The 19,320-nt window shown below is 54.2% G+C and carries 19 protein-coding genes; 3 read left to right on the top strand and 16 right to left on the bottom strand.

Annotated features, from left to right (window positions below; genetic code table 11):
- The first annotated feature begins 380 nt into the window (after positions 1 to 380).
- Positions 381 to 806 (top strand): CopD family protein, encoded by a 426-nt coding sequence (locus tag RTX30_RS01320; protein WP_312686046.1) that lies wholly within the window; start codon positions 381 to 383, stop codon positions 804 to 806.
- A gap of 6 nt (positions 807 to 812) precedes the next feature.
- Here RTX30_RS01320 and nth read toward each other — a convergent pair whose 3' ends face one another.
- The 10 genes from nth to blr form a co-directional block, all read right to left on the bottom strand.
- On the bottom strand, positions 813 to 1,448 hold the full coding sequence (gene nth, locus RTX30_RS01325) for an endonuclease III (protein WP_312686048.1): 636 nt from the start codon (positions 1,446 to 1,448) through the stop codon (positions 813 to 815).
- On the bottom strand, positions 1,448 to 2,143 hold the full coding sequence (locus RTX30_RS01330; protein WP_312686050.1) for an electron transport complex subunit E: 696 nt from the start codon (positions 2,141 to 2,143) through the stop codon (positions 1,448 to 1,450). The genes nth and RTX30_RS01330 overlap by 1 nt, the downstream gene beginning before the upstream one ends.
- A gap of 2 nt (positions 2,144 to 2,145) precedes the next feature.
- The gene (rsxG, locus tag RTX30_RS01335; RefSeq protein WP_312686053.1) at positions 2,146 to 2,766 is read right to left on the bottom strand and encodes an electron transport complex subunit RsxG; all 621 of its coding nucleotides are present in this window, start codon (positions 2,764 to 2,766) and stop codon (positions 2,146 to 2,148) included.
- A gap of 9 nt (positions 2,767 to 2,775) precedes the next feature.
- A complete protein-coding gene (rsxD, locus tag RTX30_RS01340) occupies positions 2,776 to 3,828 on the bottom strand; it encodes an electron transport complex subunit RsxD (RefSeq protein ID WP_312686054.1) in 1,053 nt (350 codons plus the stop codon).
- Positions 3,829 to 5,940, bottom strand: coding sequence for an electron transport complex subunit RsxC (gene rsxC / locus RTX30_RS01345; protein ID WP_312686056.1), 2,112 nt, complete (start codon positions 5,938 to 5,940; stop codon positions 3,829 to 3,831). It abuts the gene before it with no gap.
- The gene (gene rsxB, locus RTX30_RS01350; protein WP_312686058.1) at positions 5,933 to 6,511 is read right to left on the bottom strand and encodes an electron transport complex subunit RsxB; all 579 of its coding nucleotides are present in this window, start codon (positions 6,509 to 6,511) and stop codon (positions 5,933 to 5,935) included. Before rsxB ends, rsxC begins: the two co-directional genes overlap by 8 nt.
- Complete coding sequence (gene rsxA / locus RTX30_RS01355) at positions 6,511 to 7,092, bottom strand: electron transport complex subunit RsxA (protein WP_017456621.1); 582 nt, start codon at positions 7,090 to 7,092, stop codon at positions 6,511 to 6,513. The genes rsxB and rsxA overlap by 1 nt, the downstream gene beginning before the upstream one ends.
- Before the next feature lie 77 nt (positions 7,093 to 7,169).
- Positions 7,170 to 7,610 carry a DUF2569 domain-containing protein gene (locus RTX30_RS01360; protein ID WP_312686064.1) on the bottom strand — a complete coding sequence of 147 codons (441 nt, stop codon included), beginning with the start codon at positions 7,608 to 7,610 and terminating at the stop codon, positions 7,170 to 7,172.
- An 86-nt stretch (positions 7,611 to 7,696) separates the two neighbouring features.
- Positions 7,697 to 7,912, bottom strand: a complete 216-nt coding sequence (gene ydgT / locus RTX30_RS01365; RefSeq protein ID WP_312686065.1) for a transcription modulator YdgT — start codon at positions 7,910 to 7,912, stop codon at positions 7,697 to 7,699.
- Between the two features lie 241 nt (positions 7,913 to 8,153).
- Positions 8,154 to 8,291 (bottom strand): division septum protein Blr, encoded by a 138-nt coding sequence (gene blr / locus RTX30_RS01370; protein ID WP_312686067.1) that lies wholly within the window; start codon positions 8,289 to 8,291, stop codon positions 8,154 to 8,156.
- A 209-nt stretch (positions 8,292 to 8,500) separates the two neighbouring features.
- Here blr and RTX30_RS01375 point away from each other — a divergent pair, with 209 nt between their 5' ends.
- Positions 8,501 to 9,541, top strand: a complete 1,041-nt coding sequence (locus RTX30_RS01375; protein WP_312686069.1) for an oxidoreductase — start codon at positions 8,501 to 8,503, stop codon at positions 9,539 to 9,541.
- A 37-nt stretch (positions 9,542 to 9,578) separates the two neighbouring features.
- On the opposite strand, the gene add is transcribed toward RTX30_RS01375, so the two are convergent.
- The 6 genes from add to manA form a co-directional block, all read right to left on the bottom strand.
- Positions 9,579 to 10,580 carry an adenosine deaminase gene (gene add, locus RTX30_RS01380; RefSeq protein ID WP_312686071.1) on the bottom strand — a complete coding sequence of 334 codons (1,002 nt, stop codon included), beginning with the start codon at positions 10,578 to 10,580 and terminating at the stop codon, positions 9,579 to 9,581.
- Positions 10,581 to 10,804: 224 nt separating this feature from the next.
- Positions 10,805 to 11,212, bottom strand: coding sequence for a hypothetical protein (locus RTX30_RS01385; protein WP_312686074.1), 408 nt, complete (start codon positions 11,210 to 11,212; stop codon positions 10,805 to 10,807).
- Between the two features lie 476 nt (positions 11,213 to 11,688).
- Positions 11,689 to 12,873 (bottom strand): MalY/PatB family protein, encoded by a 1,185-nt coding sequence (locus RTX30_RS01390; RefSeq protein ID WP_312686077.1) that lies wholly within the window; start codon positions 12,871 to 12,873, stop codon positions 11,689 to 11,691.
- Positions 12,866 to 14,470, bottom strand: coding sequence for a maltose/glucose-specific PTS transporter subunit IIBC (malX, locus tag RTX30_RS01395; RefSeq protein ID WP_312686079.1), 1,605 nt, complete (start codon positions 14,468 to 14,470; stop codon positions 12,866 to 12,868). The genes RTX30_RS01390 and malX overlap by 8 nt, the downstream gene beginning before the upstream one ends.
- 165 nt (positions 14,471 to 14,635) lie before the next feature.
- Entirely contained in the window at positions 14,636 to 16,159 is a 1,524-nt protein-coding gene (locus tag RTX30_RS01400; protein WP_312686081.1) for a YdgA family protein, read from the bottom strand.
- Positions 16,160 to 16,266: 107 nt separating this feature from the next.
- Entirely contained in the window at positions 16,267 to 17,439 is a 1,173-nt protein-coding gene (gene manA, locus RTX30_RS01405) for a mannose-6-phosphate isomerase (protein ID WP_312686083.1), read from the bottom strand.
- 198 nt (positions 17,440 to 17,637) lie between these two features.
- Between manA and fumA the strand changes: the two genes are divergently transcribed.
- A complete protein-coding gene (fumA, locus tag RTX30_RS01410; protein ID WP_312686085.1) occupies positions 17,638 to 19,284 on the top strand; it encodes a class I fumarate hydratase FumA in 1,647 nt (548 codons plus the stop codon).
- Positions 19,285 to 19,320: the final 36 nt, after the last annotated feature.

Below are 19,320 nucleotides of genomic sequence, written 5' to 3' on the forward strand. Positions count from 1 at the left end.
GTTTGTACTGCCGAGGTTGAGAGCTGTATAAAACACACTTTTTTAACAATGCATTAGCAATGTCATCATTCTCACAGGTTAGTAGGATTTTTTTCGTATAAAAAAAGGTTTTAACTTATTAATTACGCATAAGCGGCAGATTATCTGCAGGTGAGGTGTGTTTAGCCGAATCATCGTCCTCAGAAAGAAACTTTCAAAGATGTGAGAATCGTCACGTGCTGAAATTCTAGAAAATCAGTGCGTTCAGCAGGTATTGCCGCAACGGAATGCTTTAAAAGATCAATAAGGAGATAATTTTTGTGGAAAAGCCGCGCATTGTTCATGACATCAGGCGGTCCGGCTGTCAGACTTTCCTGAATCCTTTTTTACGGAGTTAACCGATGAATTTTCACCCCTGGCTCAACGCGTTGCATATTATTGCGGCGATTATCTGGATTGGCGGTATGTTTGTAATGGCAGTGGTCGCTGGCTGGAGTGCGGTGCAGAAAGATCCTTCGCTCACCGACGGGTTACTGGTGGAGGTGAGGCGCTGGAGCCGAAGAATCACTACGCCCGCAATGTTACTGTTGTGGGCGGCGGGCATCATCATGGTACTGGCGCACGGCCAGTGGCCGCATGGCTGGCTGCTGTTAAAAGCGTTGGTGGTGGTGTTGTTGTCTGGGCTGCATGGTTTTCTCTCCGCCACACTGCGCCGAAGGGTTGCAGGTGAAGCGGCGAAAGGCACCGCTATGGTCGGCAAAGCGACTACGCTTATCATTGTGGCGGTGGGGGTGATTATTCTACTGGCGATCCTGCGCCCCTTCTGAAGCGTGTCAGATATCGACTTTGCTATCGTATTCGCACAGATCTTCGATAATACAGGAACCGCAGCGCGGTTTACGGGCGATGCAGGTGTATCGCCCGTGCAGGATCAGCCAGTGGTGACAGTCAACTTTAAACTCCGCCGGCACGACTTTCAGCAGCTTCTCTTCCACCTGCTCTACATTTTTCCCCGGTGCGAAACGGGTGCGGTTGGCGACGCGAAAAATATGCGTATCGACCGCGATAGTGGGCCAGCCAAAAGCGGTATTCAGCACCACGTTTGCCGTTTTACGCCCGACGCCCGGTAATGCTTCCAGCGCTGCCCGATCTTCCGGCACCTCGCCGCCGTGCTGTTCCAGCAGAATACGGCAGGTCTTGATGACATTTTCCGCTTTGCTATTAAACAGGCCGATGGTTTTGATGTATTGCTTCACACCTTCGACGCCCAACTCGAGCATGGCTTTTGGCGTATTGGCTACCGGGTAAAGCAATGCGGTGGCTTTATTAACACTGACATCAGTCGCCTGAGCCGAAAGCAGAACTGCAATCAGCAGTTCAAACGGCGAGCTAAAATTCAGTTCGGTGGTCGGGTGGGGATTGTTGTCCCGCAAACGGGATAAAATTTCCAGCCGTTTCTCTTTATTCATTATGCCTTCTCTGGGGATGCCTGCGGGCCTTCGCTGGCAAGGGTTGCCGCTTCACGTCGTTTTTTCATACGCTGGTCAATCAGATATTTAACCGCCAGCATCATTCCGAGGCCGATAAACGCACCAGGAGGCAGCATTGCCAGCAGGAAAGGAGAATCCGTATGAAATACTTCAATACGCAGGATTTTCGCCCAGCCGCCCAGCAGACCGTCTGCGCCGTCAAACAGCGTGCCATTGCCGAGGATTTCACGCAGCGAACCCAGCACAAACATTGCGCTGGTGGCTCCCATACCAATAGAAAAACCATCCAGTGCCGACAGCGCCGGACCTTTTTTAGCGGCAAACGCCTCTGCGCGCCCGACAACAATACAGTTGGTTACGATCAGCGGAATAAAGATCCCCAGCGACTGATAAAGGCCAAATGCATAGGCGTTAATCAGCATCTGGACCGCGCTGACCACCGAGGCGATGATCATCACGTAGACAGGAATACGGATTTCATCCGGCGTCCAGCGCCGCAATGTAGAGATAAACAGGTTGGTCAGGGTTAATACCAGCGTGGTCGCCAGCCCCAGACCAAGGGCATTGGTTGCCGTGGAAGTAACCGCCAGCAGTGGGCACATTCCCAAAAGCTGAACCAGCGCGGAGTTATTTTTCCACAACCCCTGGACGATAACCTCTTTCACTTCGCTCATGGCTACTCTCCACAAACCGGTAAACGGGATAGCTGCTCGGGCAGCGTCGTGGCATACAGTCCGGTACGTTTGACTGCATTGACCACCGCACGAGGGGTGATAGTCGCACCGGTAAACTGGTCAAAATCGCCCCCATCTTTTTTCACGGCAAAATGACTGTCATTCGCACCGTCAATTTTTTTGCCCGTGAAATGGGTGATCCAGTCAGTCACGCGCAGTTCAATTTTATCGCCGAGGCCCGGAGTTTCGTGATGTTCCGTTACGCGTACGCCGAGCACGGTACCGCTAAAATCCACACCGACCAGCAATTGAATGGCGCCGGAATAGCCGTCTGGTGCGGTGGATTCAACGATCGCCGCCACGGGCTGGTCATCTTTTTTCGCGATCCACACCCGGTGCGGGCCTTTACCCAGCGCCGGATCGCTGACCACGAAACAACTCCGCTGCAGCGCGTTATTATAGCTATCACCCGGGATAACCTGGTCGAAAAGGGCTTTCTGCTGGATTGCCGCCTGTTCGGCAATAGTGGTTTTGGTCAGTTGATCGATAGCCGCCGTCAGCCCGGTGGAGCCCGCAGCGAACAGGGCCAGCGTCACACCATGTTTACGCATTGTCTTTAACATGGCCACTCCTTAACGATGCCCGTACACGCGGGGACGTGTGTAGTAATCAATCAGCGGCACGGTAATGTTCGCCAGCAGGACGGCAAAAGCAACACCGTCCGGGTAGCCGCCAAAACTGCGGATCAGCCATACCAACACGCCTGCCAGCGCGCCGAAAATCAGGCGACCTTTATTGGTGGTCGAGGCGGTGACCGGATCGGTCAAAATAAAGAACGCACCGAGCATGGTGGCGCCAGAAAGCAGATGCAACTGCGGGGCCGCCAGCGATTCCGGGGCAAAGATCCAGCCGAGGGTCGCGCAAATCGCCAGCGTCAGCAGGAAACTGACCGGAATATGCCAGCGGATCGTTTTCTGCCACAGCAGGAACAGACCGCCAGCCAGGTAACCCAGGTTTACCCACTGCCAGCCCACCCCGGCCAGCGCGCCATGATAAATAGCAGACTGCAGAATTTGCTCAACGGAATGACCGGCATGCAGCGATGTTTTAAAGGTATCGAGTGGCGTTGCCTGGCTGACACCGTCAATCCCCATACGCAGGGTGTCCATGGTCGCGCCTGTTGCGCTATGTCCGGTGAAAATCACCTGTAACGCATCAATAAAACCTGGCACCGTACGGGCAATCTCATAAGGCGGCAACCAACTCGTCATCTGTACCGGGAATGAGATCAGCAGCACCACATAGCCAATCATTGCCGGGTTGAAAGGGTTATGGCCCAGACCGCCATACAGTTGCTTGGCAATGATCACCGCAAATACCGTCCCGAGTATGATCATCCACCACGGAGCGAAAGAAGGAATGCTGATCGCCAGCAACAACCCGGTGAGCAGTGCAGCGTTATCGGCGAGGATCGGCCGCACACGTTGCTTACGTAATTTCAGCACCAGCGCTTCGGCGACCAGAGCGCTGGCAATGGCGAGGACGATCTGTACCAGCGTACCCCAGCCAAAAAACCAACACTGTGCGGCAATACCCGGCAATGTAGCCAGCGTGACCAACAACATAATACGCGAGGTCTGGCGCTGGTTATGGGTATAAGGGGAGCTTGCGATTCTGAAAACCATTTAATCCTCGTTTACGGCTTGCTGCGCGGCTTTTTTAGCCTGAACCCTGGCGATGGCAGCGGCGACGGCGGCTTTGCGCGGGTCGTCATTGGCGGCTTCCGGGGCAGGCGATGTGTCTCGCGCCTGCTCCTGTGCTAATTTGCGCGCTTTGGCGCGGGCAATGGCAGCCTCGACTGCGGCTTTGCGCGGGTCGACAGGTGTGTCGACGGTGTCCGGCTCAACCGCGTCCGGCTGCGGCGCGGCAGCATCTGCCTGTGCCAGTTTGCGCGCTTTGGCGCGGGCAATGGCAGCCTCGACAGCGGCTTTGCGCGGGTCGACAGGCGCGTCGACGGTGTCCGGCTCAACCGCGTCCGGCTGCGGCGCGGCGGCATCTGTCTGTGTCAGTTTGCGCGCTTTGGCGCGGGCAATGGCAGCCTCAACGGCGGCTTTGCGTGGATCATTGCTGTCGCTGGTCGTGGCTGCGTCGGATTGTGCTGCGTTTTGTGCTTTCTCCGCCTGACGAGCGCGTGCCTGTGCTTTACGTGCTTCGCGGGCAGCAATCACTTCGCTGTTGTCGGGCTGCGCGCCTGCCTGAATGACGACGGACTGCGCGGCACGGGTCTGTTTTTCCCTCACACGGGCAAGCGCGGCATCTATGGCCTGCTGGTCTTTCGCGCCGGGTTGCACCGCCGCTTGTTTATGACGCTCCTGGCGGGCAAGCTTGTCACGCTCGAGTCGCGCCTGGCGGGCTTCAAAGCGTGCTTTAGCTTCGGCAGTCCGTTTTTCTTCCTCTGCGATGGCGTAAATCTCCGCCTTTTCCTGGCGGAAATATTGCACCAGGGGAATATTACTCGGGCATACCCAGGCGCAGGCACCACACTCAATACAGTCGGAAAGATTATGCGCTGTCGCTTTATCGTGCTGCTGGCCTTTGCTGAACCAGTACAACTGCTGGGGTAACAAATCCGCCGGGCAGGCGTCGGCACAGGCGCTACAGCGAATACAGCCTTTCTCTTCCTGCGGCTCTCCCATTTCACTGGCAGAGGGTGCCAGCAGGCAGTTGGTGATCTTTATGACAGGAACATCCAGCCACGGCAGGGTAAAGCCCATCAGCGGGCCGCCCATAATGACTAATTGTTCAGCAGAAGGAGAGAAACCGGCATTGTCGAGCAGGTGGCGTACCGGTGTGCCCAGGCGCGCCCAGACGTTACCGGGCCGGGTCACGGCTTCGCCGGTCAGGGTGACGACACGTTCAGTCAGCGGCTCGCCGTCGATCACGGCACGCTTAACGGCATAAGCGGTACCGACGTTTTGCATCAAAATACCGATGTCGGAAGAGCGTCCGCCGTGCGGCACCTGTTTACCGGTCAGGATCTGCGTTAACTGCTTCGCGCCGCCGGAAGGGTATTTAGTCGGGATCACTTTCAGCTGAATATCATGTGAGCCTGCCAGCACCGCCCGCATCATCGAAATCGCTTGAGGTTTATTATCCTCAATGCCGATCATGACCTGACGCGGCTGAAGAATGTGCGCCAGAATCCGCACCCCCTCCATAATCTGTGCGGCGCAATCCTGCATTAAACGATCGTCGGCGGTAATGTACGGTTCGCACTCCGCGGCGTTGATGATAAGCGTGGTGATCTTGTCACCGCCGCCCTGTAGCTTGTTGCCGGTAGGGAAACCGGCGCCGCCCAGCCCGGCGACGCCAAACTGGTGAATTCGTGTGATCAACTCTTCACGACTGTGCGAGCGGTAATCCTGCCAGCCATCACGGTCGATCCAGCGATCTTCGCCGTCTGCTTCAAGAATGACGCTCATTTCCGGCAGTGCCGAAGGATGGGCGGTTGAGTGCGGAGCAATGGCCACAACCCGGCCCGAGGTCGGCGCATGGACAGGCAGCATACGCCCACGACCACGCGTCAGCGGCTGACCGCGCAATACGTTGTCGCCAACTTTAACGCACAGTTCCCCTTCAGCGCCGATATGTTGTTTCAGCGGAATAACAAAGCGGTGCGCCAGCGGTATCTGCCGCAGCGGCGTGCCGTTGGACTGCGTCTTCATTTCCGGCGGGTGAATGCCACCGTGAAAATCCCACAGTTTCTCTTTTCGGAAAGCGGAAAATAACTTAAGCATGGTGTTCCACAGGAATTATGCGCACAGGAATGGTCTGCAAATCCCATTTCCAGCTTTGGGTGGTCGTTTCCACCGGGCGCAATTCGATACACTGCGTCGGGCATGGATCTACGCAAAGATTACAGCCGGTGCAAAGATCGCTCATTACGGTATGCATGGCGCGCGTCGCGCCAACAATCGCGTCGACCGGGCAGGCCTGGATGCATTTGGTGCAGCCGATGCAATTATCTTCATCAATAATCGCCAGCATGCGTACCGGCTCTTGCGCATCGGCATCGCCGTCAATCGGTTGGGGATCGACATTGAGCAGGGTGGCGATCTTCAGCATTACGGCTTCTCCGCCCGGCGCGCAGCGGTTAATTTTTTCACCCTGAATGCCTACCGCTTCAGCGTAAGGCCGACAGCCGGGGTAGCCGCACTGCCCACACTGGCTTTGCGGTAAAAGTTCATCAATTTTTTCAACAACCGGATCGTCTTCCACCGCAAAACGGCGGGAGGCATAACCGAGAATGAGGCCGAACAGCAACCCGAGCACGCTCAGGGCGGCAACGGCAATCGAAATTGCGCTCATTACAGTTTCACCAGACCACTAAAGCCCATAAAGGCCAGAGACATTAAACCCGCAGTAATTAAAGCAATCGCATTACCGCGAAATGGCGCGGGTACATCGGCAACAGCCAGACGTTCGCGGATTGCGGCGAACAGCACCATCACCAAAGAGAAGCCAACTGCGGCGGCAAAGCCATACAATGCGGATTGCATGAAATTGTGCCCAAGATTGATGTTGAGCAGGGCCACACCCAGCACCGCACAGTTAGTGGTGATCAGCGGCAGGAAGATGCCCAGCAGGCGATACAACGCTGGACTGGTCTTGCGCACCACCATTTCCGTGAACTGCACCACTACCGCGATAATCAGAATAAATGCCAGCGTGCGCAGGTAGACCAAATCCAGCGGGATCAGTACCCAGGTATCGATGAGCCAGGCGCAGATGGAGGCCAGCGTCATCACAAACGTGGTCGCCAGTCCCATACCCATTGCGCTTTCCAGTTTTTTGGAAACGCCCATAAACGGACACAAGCCAAGAAACTTCACCAGGACGAAGTTATTGACCAGTACCGTTCCGATAAATAGCAGCAGATAGTCTGTCATTATGTGGCCTGAAATAAAAAAAGCCGCCTATTATCGGCCAAACAGCACCGGGCGACAACAGGATAACTGTAAGGTTATTACGGGTTAATAAAGGTCTTCTGAACGCGGGTCGAGCGCTTGAAGTAGGGCACCATTACGGCAGCGGCAAGCAGCGGAAACAGCAACTGGCGCAGGGCCAGTTCATCGGAAACCGGTGAAAAAGCGAACGCTTTGACTGCAAGCAAAACGGAGATCAACAACCAGATAATATAATGCTTTGGCACGCTGCGACGGCGTTTAAAAAAGGCTATGGCCAGCCAAAGGGTGTAAAACCAGATAGCGATAGCAAACGCGAATGAGGCGAACCACAGCAGTTGCGTACTTAGCGGCTGTGCGCCGAGTAGCGTGAAAGTTTGCGGCGTGAGCAGTGCCGTGGCATACATCAATAATGCCAGTGTGGAACTGAAGAGCACGACCAACAGCCAGGCCAGAGGCGCAAGTAACCAGCCTCCAATGCGTTCTGCGGATGTTGTTGTCATGCTTTTTCCTCACTGAAGGCGTTACAGCTACTGGTCATTTTGCCGGTCGCTGAGTATAAAGCATTACACGCTGATTGCCAGTAGCGTTACTGCACGTAATGCCATACCGACTTTGGAACGCACCCAATGTCAAATAAGCGGCCGCCGGAGACCAACTCAGCACGACGATGATCTGCAGCGCGGTACATGTTAATGATCTCGTCGTTATCGCTCAGCGTGTAGTTGAGGTGATCAAATAATTTTTCCAGACTTTCAAGCGAACTGATTTTGCGAAATTTTAATAAATAGTCCTGGACGGTCATATTGAGGGTTATCCATATATTGAAAGAGGCAGGATTATGCGCATGTGTAATTCGTTCGAATAATAAACATTCTTAACAGCACGTAAATAGCTGCTTAACGCCCTGCCATTAAATTAAGAGTTTTCTTTGCGAATAAAACCAGACGCCAGAACAGCGCCCCGGTAAAAGATTAACGATCTTCCCCACGACTGGCAATAAACATCTGCACGCCCCGTTTTACGCAGCGGCGACATTAAGCCGATTATTTTTTCTGCGCAATGGCTGTTTGTTCTGGCGGCTGGTAATTATCGATATGACTGGCAAAAACCAACAGAATAGTCGATACCCCGAGCACTACCCAGCCCATTAATTCAATGATCCGATTGACGATTGCGGCCATACTTCTACTACTCCCTGATGTTAGCCTACGCATGTTACTGATGCCGCCCGCTCGCGGCAAGGCATTGATGGAGGATTTAAGCAGATTCCGAGGCGCCAAACCAGGGCGAAACGGCATCTCTTTATACACTTAACCTGGCCACGTGCGAACGGGTTGTCCTGGCCTGTCAGATAGTGTGAAATAGCCTGACAAAAGAGGAGAGGCGCACTATGAGTGATAATATCCGTGTCGGATTAATTGGTTATGGGTATGCCAGTAAAACATTTCACGCGCCGTTGATTGCCGGAACCGCTGGAATGGAGCTGGCGGCGGTTTCCAGCAGTGATGAAGCCAAAGTGAAAGCAGACTGGCCGGCGGTACCGGTCGTTTCAGAACCAAAACACCTGTTCAACGATCCGCAAATCGATTTAATTGTCATTCCCACCCCCAACGACACTCACTTCCCGCTGGCAAAAGCCGCGCTGGAAGCCGGAAAGCACGTGGTGGTAGACAAACCCTTTACCGTGACACTGTCACAGGCGCGTGAACTGGATGCGCTGGCGCGCAGCCTTGGCCGCGTATTATCGGTGTTTCACAATCGCCGCTGGGACAGCGACTTTTTGACAGTTAAAGCTTTACTGGCCGACGGTGCGTTAGGAGAAGTGGCCTACTTTGAATCGCATTTCGACCGTTTTCGCCCGCAGGTGCGTAACCGCTGGCGCGAACAGGGCGGGCCGGGTAGCGGCATCTGGTATGATTTGGCGCCGCATTTGCTCGATCAGGCAGTAAATCTGTTTGGTTTACCGGTTTCAATGACGGTCGATCTGGCACAGTTGCGCCCGGGTGCGCAGGCGACGGACTATTTCCATGCTGTGCTGGCTTATCCACAGCGTCGCGTGGTCTTGCACGGTACCATGCTGGCGGCGGCAGAATCTGCGCGCTATATCGTGCATGGCACGCGTGGAAGCTATGTGAAATATGGTCTGGATCCACAGGAGGAGTGCCTGAAAAATGGTGCGCGCCTGCCGCAGGCCGACTGGGGCTACGATATGCGTGACGGGGTATTAACCCGAGTTGATGGCGAAGAACGTAAAGAAGAGAACTGGCTGACGCTGCCGGGCAATTATCCGGCTTATTATGCCGCCATCCGCGATGCGCTGAACGGCGTCGGTGATAATCCGGTTCCGGCCAGTCAGGCTATTCAGATTATGGAATTGATCGAGCTGGGTATTGAATCGGCTAAACACCGCGCTACGCTGAATCTGACCTGAAAACAGACCGCTCACGCCGCAACGTGAGCGGTTTTTCTCAGGCGTTTGCGACCTTATCCCGCAGCGCCTGTTTTTCTGCAGCGCTCAGGAAGGCCATCTCCAGACCGTTAACCTGCGCCTGGCGGATCTGCTCGCGGCTTAATCCCGCTGCCAGAGCAGCGACCTGATATTCATGACCAATCTCCACGCCCTGAACGGCGGGATCGTCTGTATTGATGCTGGCCAGAATGCCATGCTCAAGGAACGTTTTCAGCGGATGACGCGCCAGTGACGGGACGGTGCTGGTTTGGATGTTCGATGTCAGACAGGATTCAATGCCAATTCGCTGGCTGGCGAGGAAGTCCATCAGCGCGGCATCTTCAACGGCTTTCACCCCATGCCCGATGCGCACGGCACCCAGCTCGCGGATCGCCTGCCAGATGCTCTCCGGCCCGGCCGCTTCACCTGCATGGACAGTGATATGCCAGCCGGCATCGCGGGCGCGATTAAAGTGCGACAGGAAGAGACTTCCGGGGAAACCCAGCTCGTCACCCGCCAGGTCCAGCGCAGTGATGCCGTCGCGATGAGCCAGCAGGGCTTCCAGCTCCTGCAAGCAGGCAGCTTCGCCAAAAGTACGACTCATGATGCCAATCAGGCGTACCTCAACTCCAAAATCGCGGCTGCCTTCGCGCACGCCAGCAATCACCGCCTCTACCACACCTGCCACCGGCAGGTTATGGGTCATTGCCATATAACCCGGAGAAAAACGCAGCTCGACATAATGCAAACCGTTTTGCGCTGCATCCTGCATATTCTCATACGCGACGCGGCGGCAGGCCTCCAGCGAGCCCAGAACTTTCACACCCCAGTCAAGTTTGGCAAGGAAACTCACCAAATCCGGTTCGTTAGAGGTGACCTGGACATGCGGCCGCAGGGCGTCGAGAGTCTCAGCTGGCAGAGATAAGTTGAACTGGCGGCCAAGATCCAGAATTGTTTGGGCACGGATGTTGCCGTCGAGATGACGATGAATATCAGTTAGTGGCAGGTTAGGATCAATCATGGTCGCACTCTTATTTTTGAAAATGTGCACGTTATTATACATCAGCAGCCAGGGTGATTACATATATTGCTGCCTCACGTCTGTTTTTCAGTATGCATTATCAACGCAACCGTTTTCGGGGAGGGAAAGAGCACGGTTAATTTTCACGACCAGCAGAACAATGCGGTTAAATTAACCGTCTCGCTGGCGCAAAAAAAATCCACCGTAACGGTGGCCATGAAGGATTAAAATCCAGGTGGTAAATGGAATTTTTCGTTGACGGCTCGATCCGCCTGTACCGTAATATCGATATCGTTCTTAATCACTCCGTTAGATTTCAATGTTTCCGCGATCTCTTTGCCCCGGGTGAGCGGAAAAGGCCAGTTATCAATATCATCACCTTTAGGAACAATCAGCGTCATCGACTTACGTCCGGCCTTATCTGCACTGATAACCTGATCAATCATAAACTGGCTGACGTCTTTAGCTGTCGCGTAAGGCAGATTGCCATTGTGGGATTCACGTAATGATTTGTCCTGATCGGTGGTCTTATTGAGCAGGCATAACAAGATGACAGGAACAATATATTGCAACCCTTTATACACGTTGAGTAAATAACCAAAAGCAATACTTGCCGCTACAATCAGGTACATAAAAAGTCCCCATACGGCGGCGGGGTATAAAAGTGATGGATATGCAGGCACTGGATATGGTGTAGATCTTTTCAGAATGTCGGTATGCGACACTTAGTATCGGTAATTCTACCTAAAATACTCCACCGGCTTTTTCCGTTGGTGATTTTTCTTAAAAGGCTCTGGCAAGATGTGGAAAAGAAGAATGCTAGCCTGAGATGAGCAAAATAAAGGATTTCGAGCGGGCATAAATCTATACCCCAACAGATGTGTATTTAGTGAATAATTTTAACATTGGTCACTGCTTTAATGAGTTCGCCCGCAGGAAACAGGTGCTTAACAGAAATGAGAAGCGTATGAAAATCCATCATAAAATGTGCAATTTATCATTACGTTGCAAGTTATCTTAGTTGCTTTCATATCATAACACCCCCTCTGTTACCGATCACCTTTCATAATAATGCACGCATGAGCAGGCAGATGGCTGACGCCGGGTTTCAGGTCAGCGACTGCAGGGCAGCAATCAATCCATGTACGCCACGTTCCAGTTTTAGCCGCGGGCATCCGACATTTAACCGCAAAAACCCCCGGCCTTCCGGGCCATACGTGTCGCCGCGCATCATGGCGATCTTCTGTTGCTCAATGAGCGCAACGTGGAGTGCCGTGTCGTCGATCATCAATGGACGCAGATCGATCCATGCCAGATAGGTCGACGCCGGGATTTGCCAGCGCAACGCCGGAAATGCGCCATTCAAGGTACTGGCGACATACGCGAGGTTAGCCCGCAAATAACCACGTAACGCATCCAGCCAGTCCGCCCCCTCACGGTAAGCTGCAATGTGGGCGACGATCGAGAGCACTGCAGGTGAAGAGAGGCCATTGCTGTCTTTCAGCGCATTCAACCAGCGCTCGCGGGAGGGCGTGTCGTCAATCAGGCCCCATGCACCGGTCAGCCCTGGAATGTTGAAACTTTTTGATGCCGAAGAGAATAGCGCCCACGGGCCGCGTGCAACCCTGGCCCACGGGATGTGTGGCTGCGTGCTCCAGACCATATCCATATGGATTTCGTCGCTGATCACCTTCACGTTATGGCGCTCGCACAGCGTAGCCATCGTGTGTAACTCCTGCTCCGTCCAGACTTTACCGGTGGGATTGTGCGGACTACACAGCAACAGGATTTTACTCTGTGGGCGCGCAAGCGCTGCTTCAAGACGGGCCATATCGCACTGCCAGCCCGTCTCGTCTGGCGTTAACGGCACCGCCAGTAACTCACGCTGGTTGCTGGCAAGGGTCTTATAAAACGCATCGTAAGCGGGGGTATGCACCACTACCGCATCGCCGGGATGTGACCACTGGCGAATAAGTTCGGCAATCATCCAGATGACAGAAGGGCCATAAACAAGGGCCTGGGTGTCAATGGCGGTATGAAAACGGCTTGCCAGCCAGTGTTCAATCGCGCCGAGAAAGTCGTCGTTTTTCCAGCGACTGTAACCTAATACACCATGCGCCAGGCGTTGCTGCATAGCGGTGATAACGCAGGGCGCAGTGGCAAAATCCATATCGGAGATGGTAAACGGCAGGAGATCGGCGCGACCAAAACGGTCAGCGACGAAGTCCCACTGTGTACACCAGGTGCCATGGCGATCGATGACTGTCGAAAAATCGAATTTTTTTTCACTCATGCCCGGTTTCCCCTCCGGCCGTTGATGCGCGTATCAGCGAGGCCATTTCATCTTTCACCGACTGCACCTGGGGGCCAATCACCACCTGTAAGTTGTGCTGATTAACCTTAATCACGCCAATCGCGCCGTTAGCCTTCAGGGCGTCGGCGCTAACCTGTTCCATCTTATTAACCGACAGCCGTAAACGGGTGATGCAGTTATCCAGCGAGGTGATATTCCCTGCACCGCCGAGTGCCGCCAGCAACGCCGGGGCATTATACCCCGATGCGCCAACGTTTCCCGCTATCGCGGGGTCGGCCGCGGCGCTCTCGCGCCCGGGAGTCTGCAGATTAAAGCGGGTAATGGCGAAACGGAACAGGGCGTAGTAAACGGCAAACCACAGTGCCGCGACGACCGGTACCAGGTACCATTTGGTCGACAATCCATGCAATACGCCAAAAACAATAAAGTCGATCACATTGCCGTCGGTATTGCCAATCGTCACGCCGAGCATTGCCATCACGGTGAAACCCAAACCGGTGAGCAGTGCATGGATTAAATAGAGCGCCGGAGCCACAAAAAGAAACAAAAACTCAATAGGTTCTGTGGTGCCGCCGACCACGCATGCGATAACACCTGAAATCATTAACCCTTTAATCTTATGGCGGTTTTCCGGCCTGGCACAGTGATACATCGCCAGCGCCGCACCGGGTAGACCTCCCAGGAAGGCTGGCATTTTGCCTTGCGACAGAAATCGTGTCGCAGTTTCCGAGAAGCCTTCTGTTTCGGGGCAGCTTAACTGAGCCTGGAAAATGGTCAGCGCGCCGTTAACGGTGTGTCCGCACACGTCCATTGTGCCGCCTGCTTCGGTAAAGCGGATTAGCGCCACCAGAATATGCTGCAGGCCGAAGGGGAGCAGCAGGCGTTCGCCGGTGCCAAAGATCATCGGGCCGAGCTCACCGGCGCGATCGATAAGGTGCCCAAGGCCGCTAATACCCAGCGCAAACCATGGCCATACCAGCGGGATCAGCAGACCAATCAGCCCCATCACCACGCTGGTAACGATCGGCACAGAGCGGGTGCCGCCGAAAAAGGCCAGCGCGTCCGGCAGACGTAAAGCGTGAAAACGTTCATGAAGACGCCAGATAATCACGCCGGCAATGACCGCGCCAAGAATACCGGTATCAATCGACGGGATACCCAGCACAGTCTGCACATTGTACGCTTTCAGGATCGCTGCATCGCTGGTGGGCAAAACGCCTTGTGCGGTCAGCCAGAAGTTGACCGCCAGATTCATCACGGCATAGCCAACGAACCCTGAAAACGCGGCGACACCTTTCTCTTCCCGTGCCAGCCCCAGCGGAATGGCAATGCAAAACATCACCGGTAAAAAGCTGAAGGCGAAGGAACCGATTTTGCTCATCCAGATGAAGACTGCCTGCAATATGGGGTGGCCTAATAACGGCAGCAGGGTGATCACGTCGCGACTGCTTAATGAACTGCCGATGCCGAGCATGATCCCGCAGAACGAGAGCAGCGCCACCGGCAGCATAAATGTTTTTCCAAGCTGCTGAAAAAACGCCCAGAGGGTGATCTTTTGTGCAGTTTTCCCTGTCATAACGCGTCCTCAATTTAAATGTGTAATAAGAGTCAGGACCGCAGAGAGTAAGGATTTTATCGGGTTTTGTTGCGAGGCAACGCACGTAATTAAGCGCACGTCGCTTTTTAAGATTTCAACAAGAGTGCAAAACAAAAAAAGCCCCTCAAAAGAGGGGCTGGATGATTATTGCTGCGGCACGGCAGGTACGGGTGGGGTGTTGCTATCCGGCTGTTGCAGAGACGGCAAACCAAACATACCCACAAACTGCTCCAGCGGCATTTTCTCGCCGTTCAGTGTGACCTGACCGTTGGCATACTGCAGGCTGGTGAGAATGTTGTTATTTTCCAGCGTAGTGATACGGAACATCTGGCCCATTGCCGCCAGGCCTTTCACCTGCTGGTTGGCCAGTTTTGTGGCATCTTCTTGCTGATAACCTTGCAGTTTCGCCACCTGCGTCATAAATTCTGTGGCCATATCTACCGGAATGGTCAGCTTGCTATCGAGTGACTTCACATTCCGGTCGACTTGCTCTGCCAGAGTTTGCGGCGTCCCGGTCGCAGTGGATGGATCTTTCAGGAACAGCGAAAGGTTGAACGTTGTCTCCCCTTTGGCATTTTTCCAGCTCAACGGGGCTACAGTGATCACCGGCTCGCCTTTCAGCAGCACCGGCACGGCATTCAGAAACGCTTCAGTGGCTTTTTGCTGATAAAGTTCCGGGTTTTGCATCACCTCCGGCTGCGCCATTAGCGCGCGGGTCTGCGCATTATATTGCTGGCTGAACTGGTGCCACGCCTGGCCATCAATTTGCCCGACTTTCAGTGTCAGTTTGCCGCTACCCAGATCCTGCCCCTGTACTTTCAGGCTGTTAAGGTCGTAATCCAGCTGGCTGTTAATGGTTTTTTTGTCTGCCGCCACCTCGGATTTGGCGGTGAAATGCATTCCATCCAGCACCGCCATCTCTTTATTCTCAATCGCGATAGTGAGCTTATCCACACTCAGTTTCTGGCTGCCAACACGCTCTTCGAAACTGGCGACTTCGCTGATACCGTCGGTTTTCAGGTTATTAAACGACAGCTGGACTTTCTGGCCATATTCGTTCACGGCATCGACAAGGCCGCTTTCAGCTGAACCGCTCAGCCCAATAGCATTGCCGTCTTTGTCCACATTCAGGCGGAACTCGCCGCCGCTGAAGGAGACTTTTTCGCCATCTTTTTCTGAATTCAGCGGGCGCAGGCTGATATCGCTACGGGTGTCGCCGTTATAGCTGATACGCGTATCTGCGATGAATGGCGATTCGCCTTTGGCGATATCGAACAGCGGTTTGGTCACGTCGTTATTGACCAGTTGCGTATGCACCGAGGCCATTGACGGGGTCAGGTTAAACGACTTAACCTGGGTCAGCGGAAAGGGGCCGTGATCGACAACTTCCTGCAACACAATAGACTGACCAGGTTTTAGCCAGGTATTCTCGCTACCTGCAACCGGTTTGATCAGCAAGGTAAACTGGCTGGAAAAGAGGCCGCGATGATAATCCTGCGCGGAAAGTTCGATGTTGGCTTCCGGCGCGTTGTGCTTAATTTGCGCGTTGGCCTCGCTGACCCTCTCAGCAAGACGCCCCTCCAGTTGTTTCCCTGTATACCAGGCGCCTGCGGTCCAGACGACCCCCAGCGCAACAATCACTCCTGCGGCAACCAGCGTTTTTTTCATAGCGTTTATCCATAAAAAATGAAACCAGGCGGTATACGCCGCCTGGACTGTTGAAATAAGTTACCTCAAGCTTAGCAATCCTTGCTAAAAAATACAGTAACTTAGTCTCACTTATTAAACACTCGCGCCAGTCTGCCCGTGCCGCTGGCGGCCACCGGTGACTCGCTGGCGGCAATAAATGCCGATTCGCCAGGTTTGAGCACCAGACGCTGGCTATCTTTACTGAGCACGGCTTCCCCCTCAACGCAAAAGACAATCGCTGCGCTCTGTTGCGCCAGCGCAGTTTCACTCGCCGAAAGGTCATGCAGGGCGAACGCGAAATCATCCACCGGGATAGGGAAATCCAGCTCTGCACCGTTACGTGTTGGCTGGGTCAGCAGTGTGTCAGCCGGTTTAGGGGTAAATTTGACGTTGGCGACCAGCTCTGGAATATCAATGTATTTTGGCGTCAGGCCCGCACGCAGCACGTTATCAGAGTTGGCCATCACTTCCAGCGCCACGCCTTGCAGGTAAGCGTGCGGTGTTTCGGCAAACAGGAACATTGCCTCGCCTGGATTCAGTTTCACTACGTTAAGCAACAGCGGGGAGAAGAGGCCACTGTCATCCGGGTAAAAGGCCGCAATCGTACGGATGGTTTGCCAGGGCTCGCCTTGTTGCTGCTCAAGCACCGATTTCAGTACCGCCAGCGCGCGGGACTTTTCGTCGCCCTGCATATTCAGTAGCGCGGCGAACAGTTCACTCAGGCGCTCTGCGCCAGGAGCCTGTAAAAAATGGGCAATGGCCGGGTGCGCGCCGGCAACCGGCTGCAACAGCGAAACAATGTCGGCATATTCACGAAACGCATTCATCGCCAGGAAGGGAGTCAGGGCGAATACCAGTTCCGGTTTGTGGTTCGGATCCTTGTAATTGCGTTCTGCGGCGTTCAGAGGGATGTCCGCGTCATTCTCTTTGGCGAAGCCAATCTCTGAGTTTTTTTTATTAGGATGCACCTGGATCGACAGCGGCTGATCGGCACACAGAACTTTGAACAGGAACGGCAGCTCACCAAAGCGTTCTGCCACAGCCGCGCCCAGCAAGCTCTGCTTATCCTGGTCGATCACCTCGCGCAGTGCGCGGGTTTCGCCATTGGTATCCTGCACCTTTGAGCTGCTCTTCGGGTGGGCGCCCATCCATAACTCAGCCATCGGCAGGTTATTCGGATTGGCGATCCCATAGAGATCCGTTAACGCAGTTTTACTTCCCCAGGCGTAGTTCTGCACTGAGTTGATGAGTTTTTGCATTATCAAGCCCTTTCAATTGAACACACTATCGCGCCATTAAAGCAATAAAGCGGGGCGATGTAACCAGCGGGGATAAAAAGTCGTATTAGTCTCAGTTTTTGTTAAAAAATTGTGTAGGATAAGTCGACTCGCTTTGATACAGGGCAGAAGGAAGCGCTGCCGGAACAATAACCAGATCGTGCCGTAAGTGAGAGAACAATGTCGAACAAACCCTTTTATTATCAGGATCCTTTCCCGCTAGGAAAGGATGATACCGAGTATTATCTGCTCAGCCGTGACCATGTTTCTGTGGCGGAATTCGACGGACAGGAGATCCTAAAAGTTGATCCGCAGGCGCTGACCTTACTGGCCCAGCATGCTTTTCATGACGCCTCTTTTTTACTGCGCCCGGCGCACCAGCAGCAGGTGGCAGACATTCTGAATGACCCACAAGCCAGCGAAAACGACAAATACGTTGCGCTGCAATTCCTGCGTAACTCTGAAATCGCGGCAAAAGGTATTTTGCCCACCTGCCAGGATACCGGCACAGCCATCATTATGGGCAAGAAAGGGCAACGTGTGTGGACGGGTGGCGGCGATGAAGCAGCGCTGGCGCGTGGCGTCTATAACACCTATATCGAAGACAACCTGCGCTATTCGCAAAACGCCGCGCTGGACATGTATAAAGAGGTCAATACTGGCACCAACCTGCCAGCGCAGATCGACCTCTACAGTGTCGATGGCGAAGAATATAAATTCCTGTGCATTGCTAAAGGCGGCGGTTCCGCCAACAAAACTTACCTGTACCAGGAAACCAAGGCGCTGATCACCCCGGCGAAGCTGAAAAACTATCTTGTCGAGAAGATGCGCACGCTCGGTACCGCAGCCTGCCCGCCGTACCATATTGCGTTTGTCATCGGCGGAACCTCGGCGGAAGCGACGCTGAAAACGGTGAAACTGGCGTCTACCAAATATTACGATGCGCTGCCAACGGAAGGTAATGAACATGGTCAGGCCTTCCGCGATGTGCAACTGGAGCAGGAACTGCTGGTGGAAGCGCAAAACCTTGGCCTGGGCGCGCAGTTTGGCGGTAAATACTTTGCGCATGATATTCGCGTGATCCGCCTGCCGCGCCACGGAGCTTCTTGCCCGGTGGGCATGGGCGTGTCCTGTTCAGCGGATCGCAATATTAAGGCGAAAATCAACCGCGAGGGGATCTGGCTGGAAAAACTGGAGCAGAACCCGGGGAAATACATTCCGCAGGCACTGCGCCAGGCAGGCGAGGGTGAGGCGGTGAAGGTGGATCTTAACCGGCCGATGGCGGATATCCTTGCGCAACTGACGCAATATCCCGTCTCCACGCGTTTGTCGCTGACCGGAACCATTATCGTGGCGCGTGACATTGCCCACGCCAGGCTGAAAGAGCTGATGGATAAGGGCGAACCGCTGCCGCAGTACGTTAAAGATCACCCAATTTACTATGCCGGACCGGCTAAAACGCCTGAAGGCTATGCCTCTGGCTCACTGGGGCCAACGACGGCAGGCCGTATGGACTCCTACGTGGATCAGTTACAGTCGCAGGGCGGCAGTATGATCATGCTGGCAAAAGGCAACCGCAGCCAGCAGGTAACAGACGCCTGTCATAAACATGGCGGTTTCTATCTTGGCAGCATCGGCGGCCCGGCGGCGATCCTGGCGCAAAACAGCATTAAAAGTCTGGAGTGTGTGGCCTACCCGGAACTGGGTATGGAAGCCATCTGGAAAATCGAGGTTGAAGATTTCCCGGCGTTTATCCTGGTGGATGACAAAGGTAACGACTTCTTCCAGCAGATCCAGTCCGGGCAGTGCGCCCGCTGCGTGAAATAACATTACCGCCCTACGGGGCGGTTTTTTAAAGCACGA

The organism is Kosakonia sp. (assembly GCF_032052965.1).
GTDB lineage: Bacteria > Pseudomonadota > Gammaproteobacteria > Enterobacterales > Enterobacteriaceae > Kosakonia.

Bases quoted from the DNA above. Each gene is read 5' to 3' on its own strand.
- RTX30_RS01320 (WP_312686046.1), top strand. From the start codon at position 381: ATGAATTTTCACCCCTGGCTCAACGCGTTGCATATTATTGCGGCGATT.
- nth (WP_312686048.1), bottom strand. From the start codon at position 1,448: ATGAATAAAGAGAAACGGCTGGAAATTTTATCCCGTTTGCGGGACAAC.
- RTX30_RS01330 (WP_312686050.1), bottom strand. From the start codon at position 2,143: ATGAGCGAAGTGAAAGAGGTTATCGTCCAGGGGTTGTGGAAAAATAAC.
- rsxG (WP_312686053.1), bottom strand. From the start codon at position 2,766: ATGTTAAAGACAATGCGTAAACATGGTGTGACGCTGGCCCTGTTCGCT.
- rsxD (WP_312686054.1), bottom strand. From the start codon at position 3,828: ATGGTTTTCAGAATCGCAAGCTCCCCTTATACCCATAACCAGCGCCAG.
- rsxC (WP_312686056.1), bottom strand. From the start codon at position 5,940: ATGCTTAAGTTATTTTCCGCTTTCCGAAAAGAGAAACTGTGGGATTTT.
- rsxB (WP_312686058.1), bottom strand. From the start codon at position 6,511: ATGAGCGCAATTTCGATTGCCGTTGCCGCCCTGAGCGTGCTCGGGTTG.
- rsxA (WP_017456621.1), bottom strand. From the start codon at position 7,092: ATGACAGACTATCTGCTGCTATTTATCGGAACGGTACTGGTCAATAAC.
- RTX30_RS01360 (WP_312686064.1), bottom strand. From the start codon at position 7,610: ATGACAACAACATCCGCAGAACGCATTGGAGGCTGGTTACTTGCGCCT.
- ydgT (WP_312686065.1), bottom strand. From the start codon at position 7,912: ATGACCGTCCAGGACTATTTATTAAAATTTCGCAAAATCAGTTCGCTT.
- blr (WP_312686067.1), bottom strand. From the start codon at position 8,291: ATGGCCGCAATCGTCAATCGGATCATTGAATTAATGGGCTGGGTAGTG.
- RTX30_RS01375 (WP_312686069.1), top strand. From the start codon at position 8,501: ATGAGTGATAATATCCGTGTCGGATTAATTGGTTATGGGTATGCCAGT.
- add (WP_312686071.1), bottom strand. From the start codon at position 10,580: ATGATTGATCCTAACCTGCCACTAACTGATATTCATCGTCATCTCGAC.
- RTX30_RS01385 (WP_312686074.1), bottom strand. From the start codon at position 11,212: ATGTACCTGATTGTAGCGGCAAGTATTGCTTTTGGTTATTTACTCAAC.
- RTX30_RS01390 (WP_312686077.1), bottom strand. From the start codon at position 12,873: ATGAGTGAAAAAAAATTCGATTTTTCGACAGTCATCGATCGCCATGGC.
- malX (WP_312686079.1), bottom strand. From the start codon at position 14,470: ATGACAGGGAAAACTGCACAAAAGATCACCCTCTGGGCGTTTTTTCAG.
- RTX30_RS01400 (WP_312686081.1), bottom strand. From the start codon at position 16,159: ATGAAAAAAACGCTGGTTGCCGCAGGAGTGATTGTTGCGCTGGGGGTC.
- manA (WP_312686083.1), bottom strand. From the start codon at position 17,439: ATGCAAAAACTCATCAACTCAGTGCAGAACTACGCCTGGGGAAGTAAA.
- fumA (WP_312686085.1), top strand. From the start codon at position 17,638: ATGTCGAACAAACCCTTTTATTATCAGGATCCTTTCCCGCTAGGAAAG.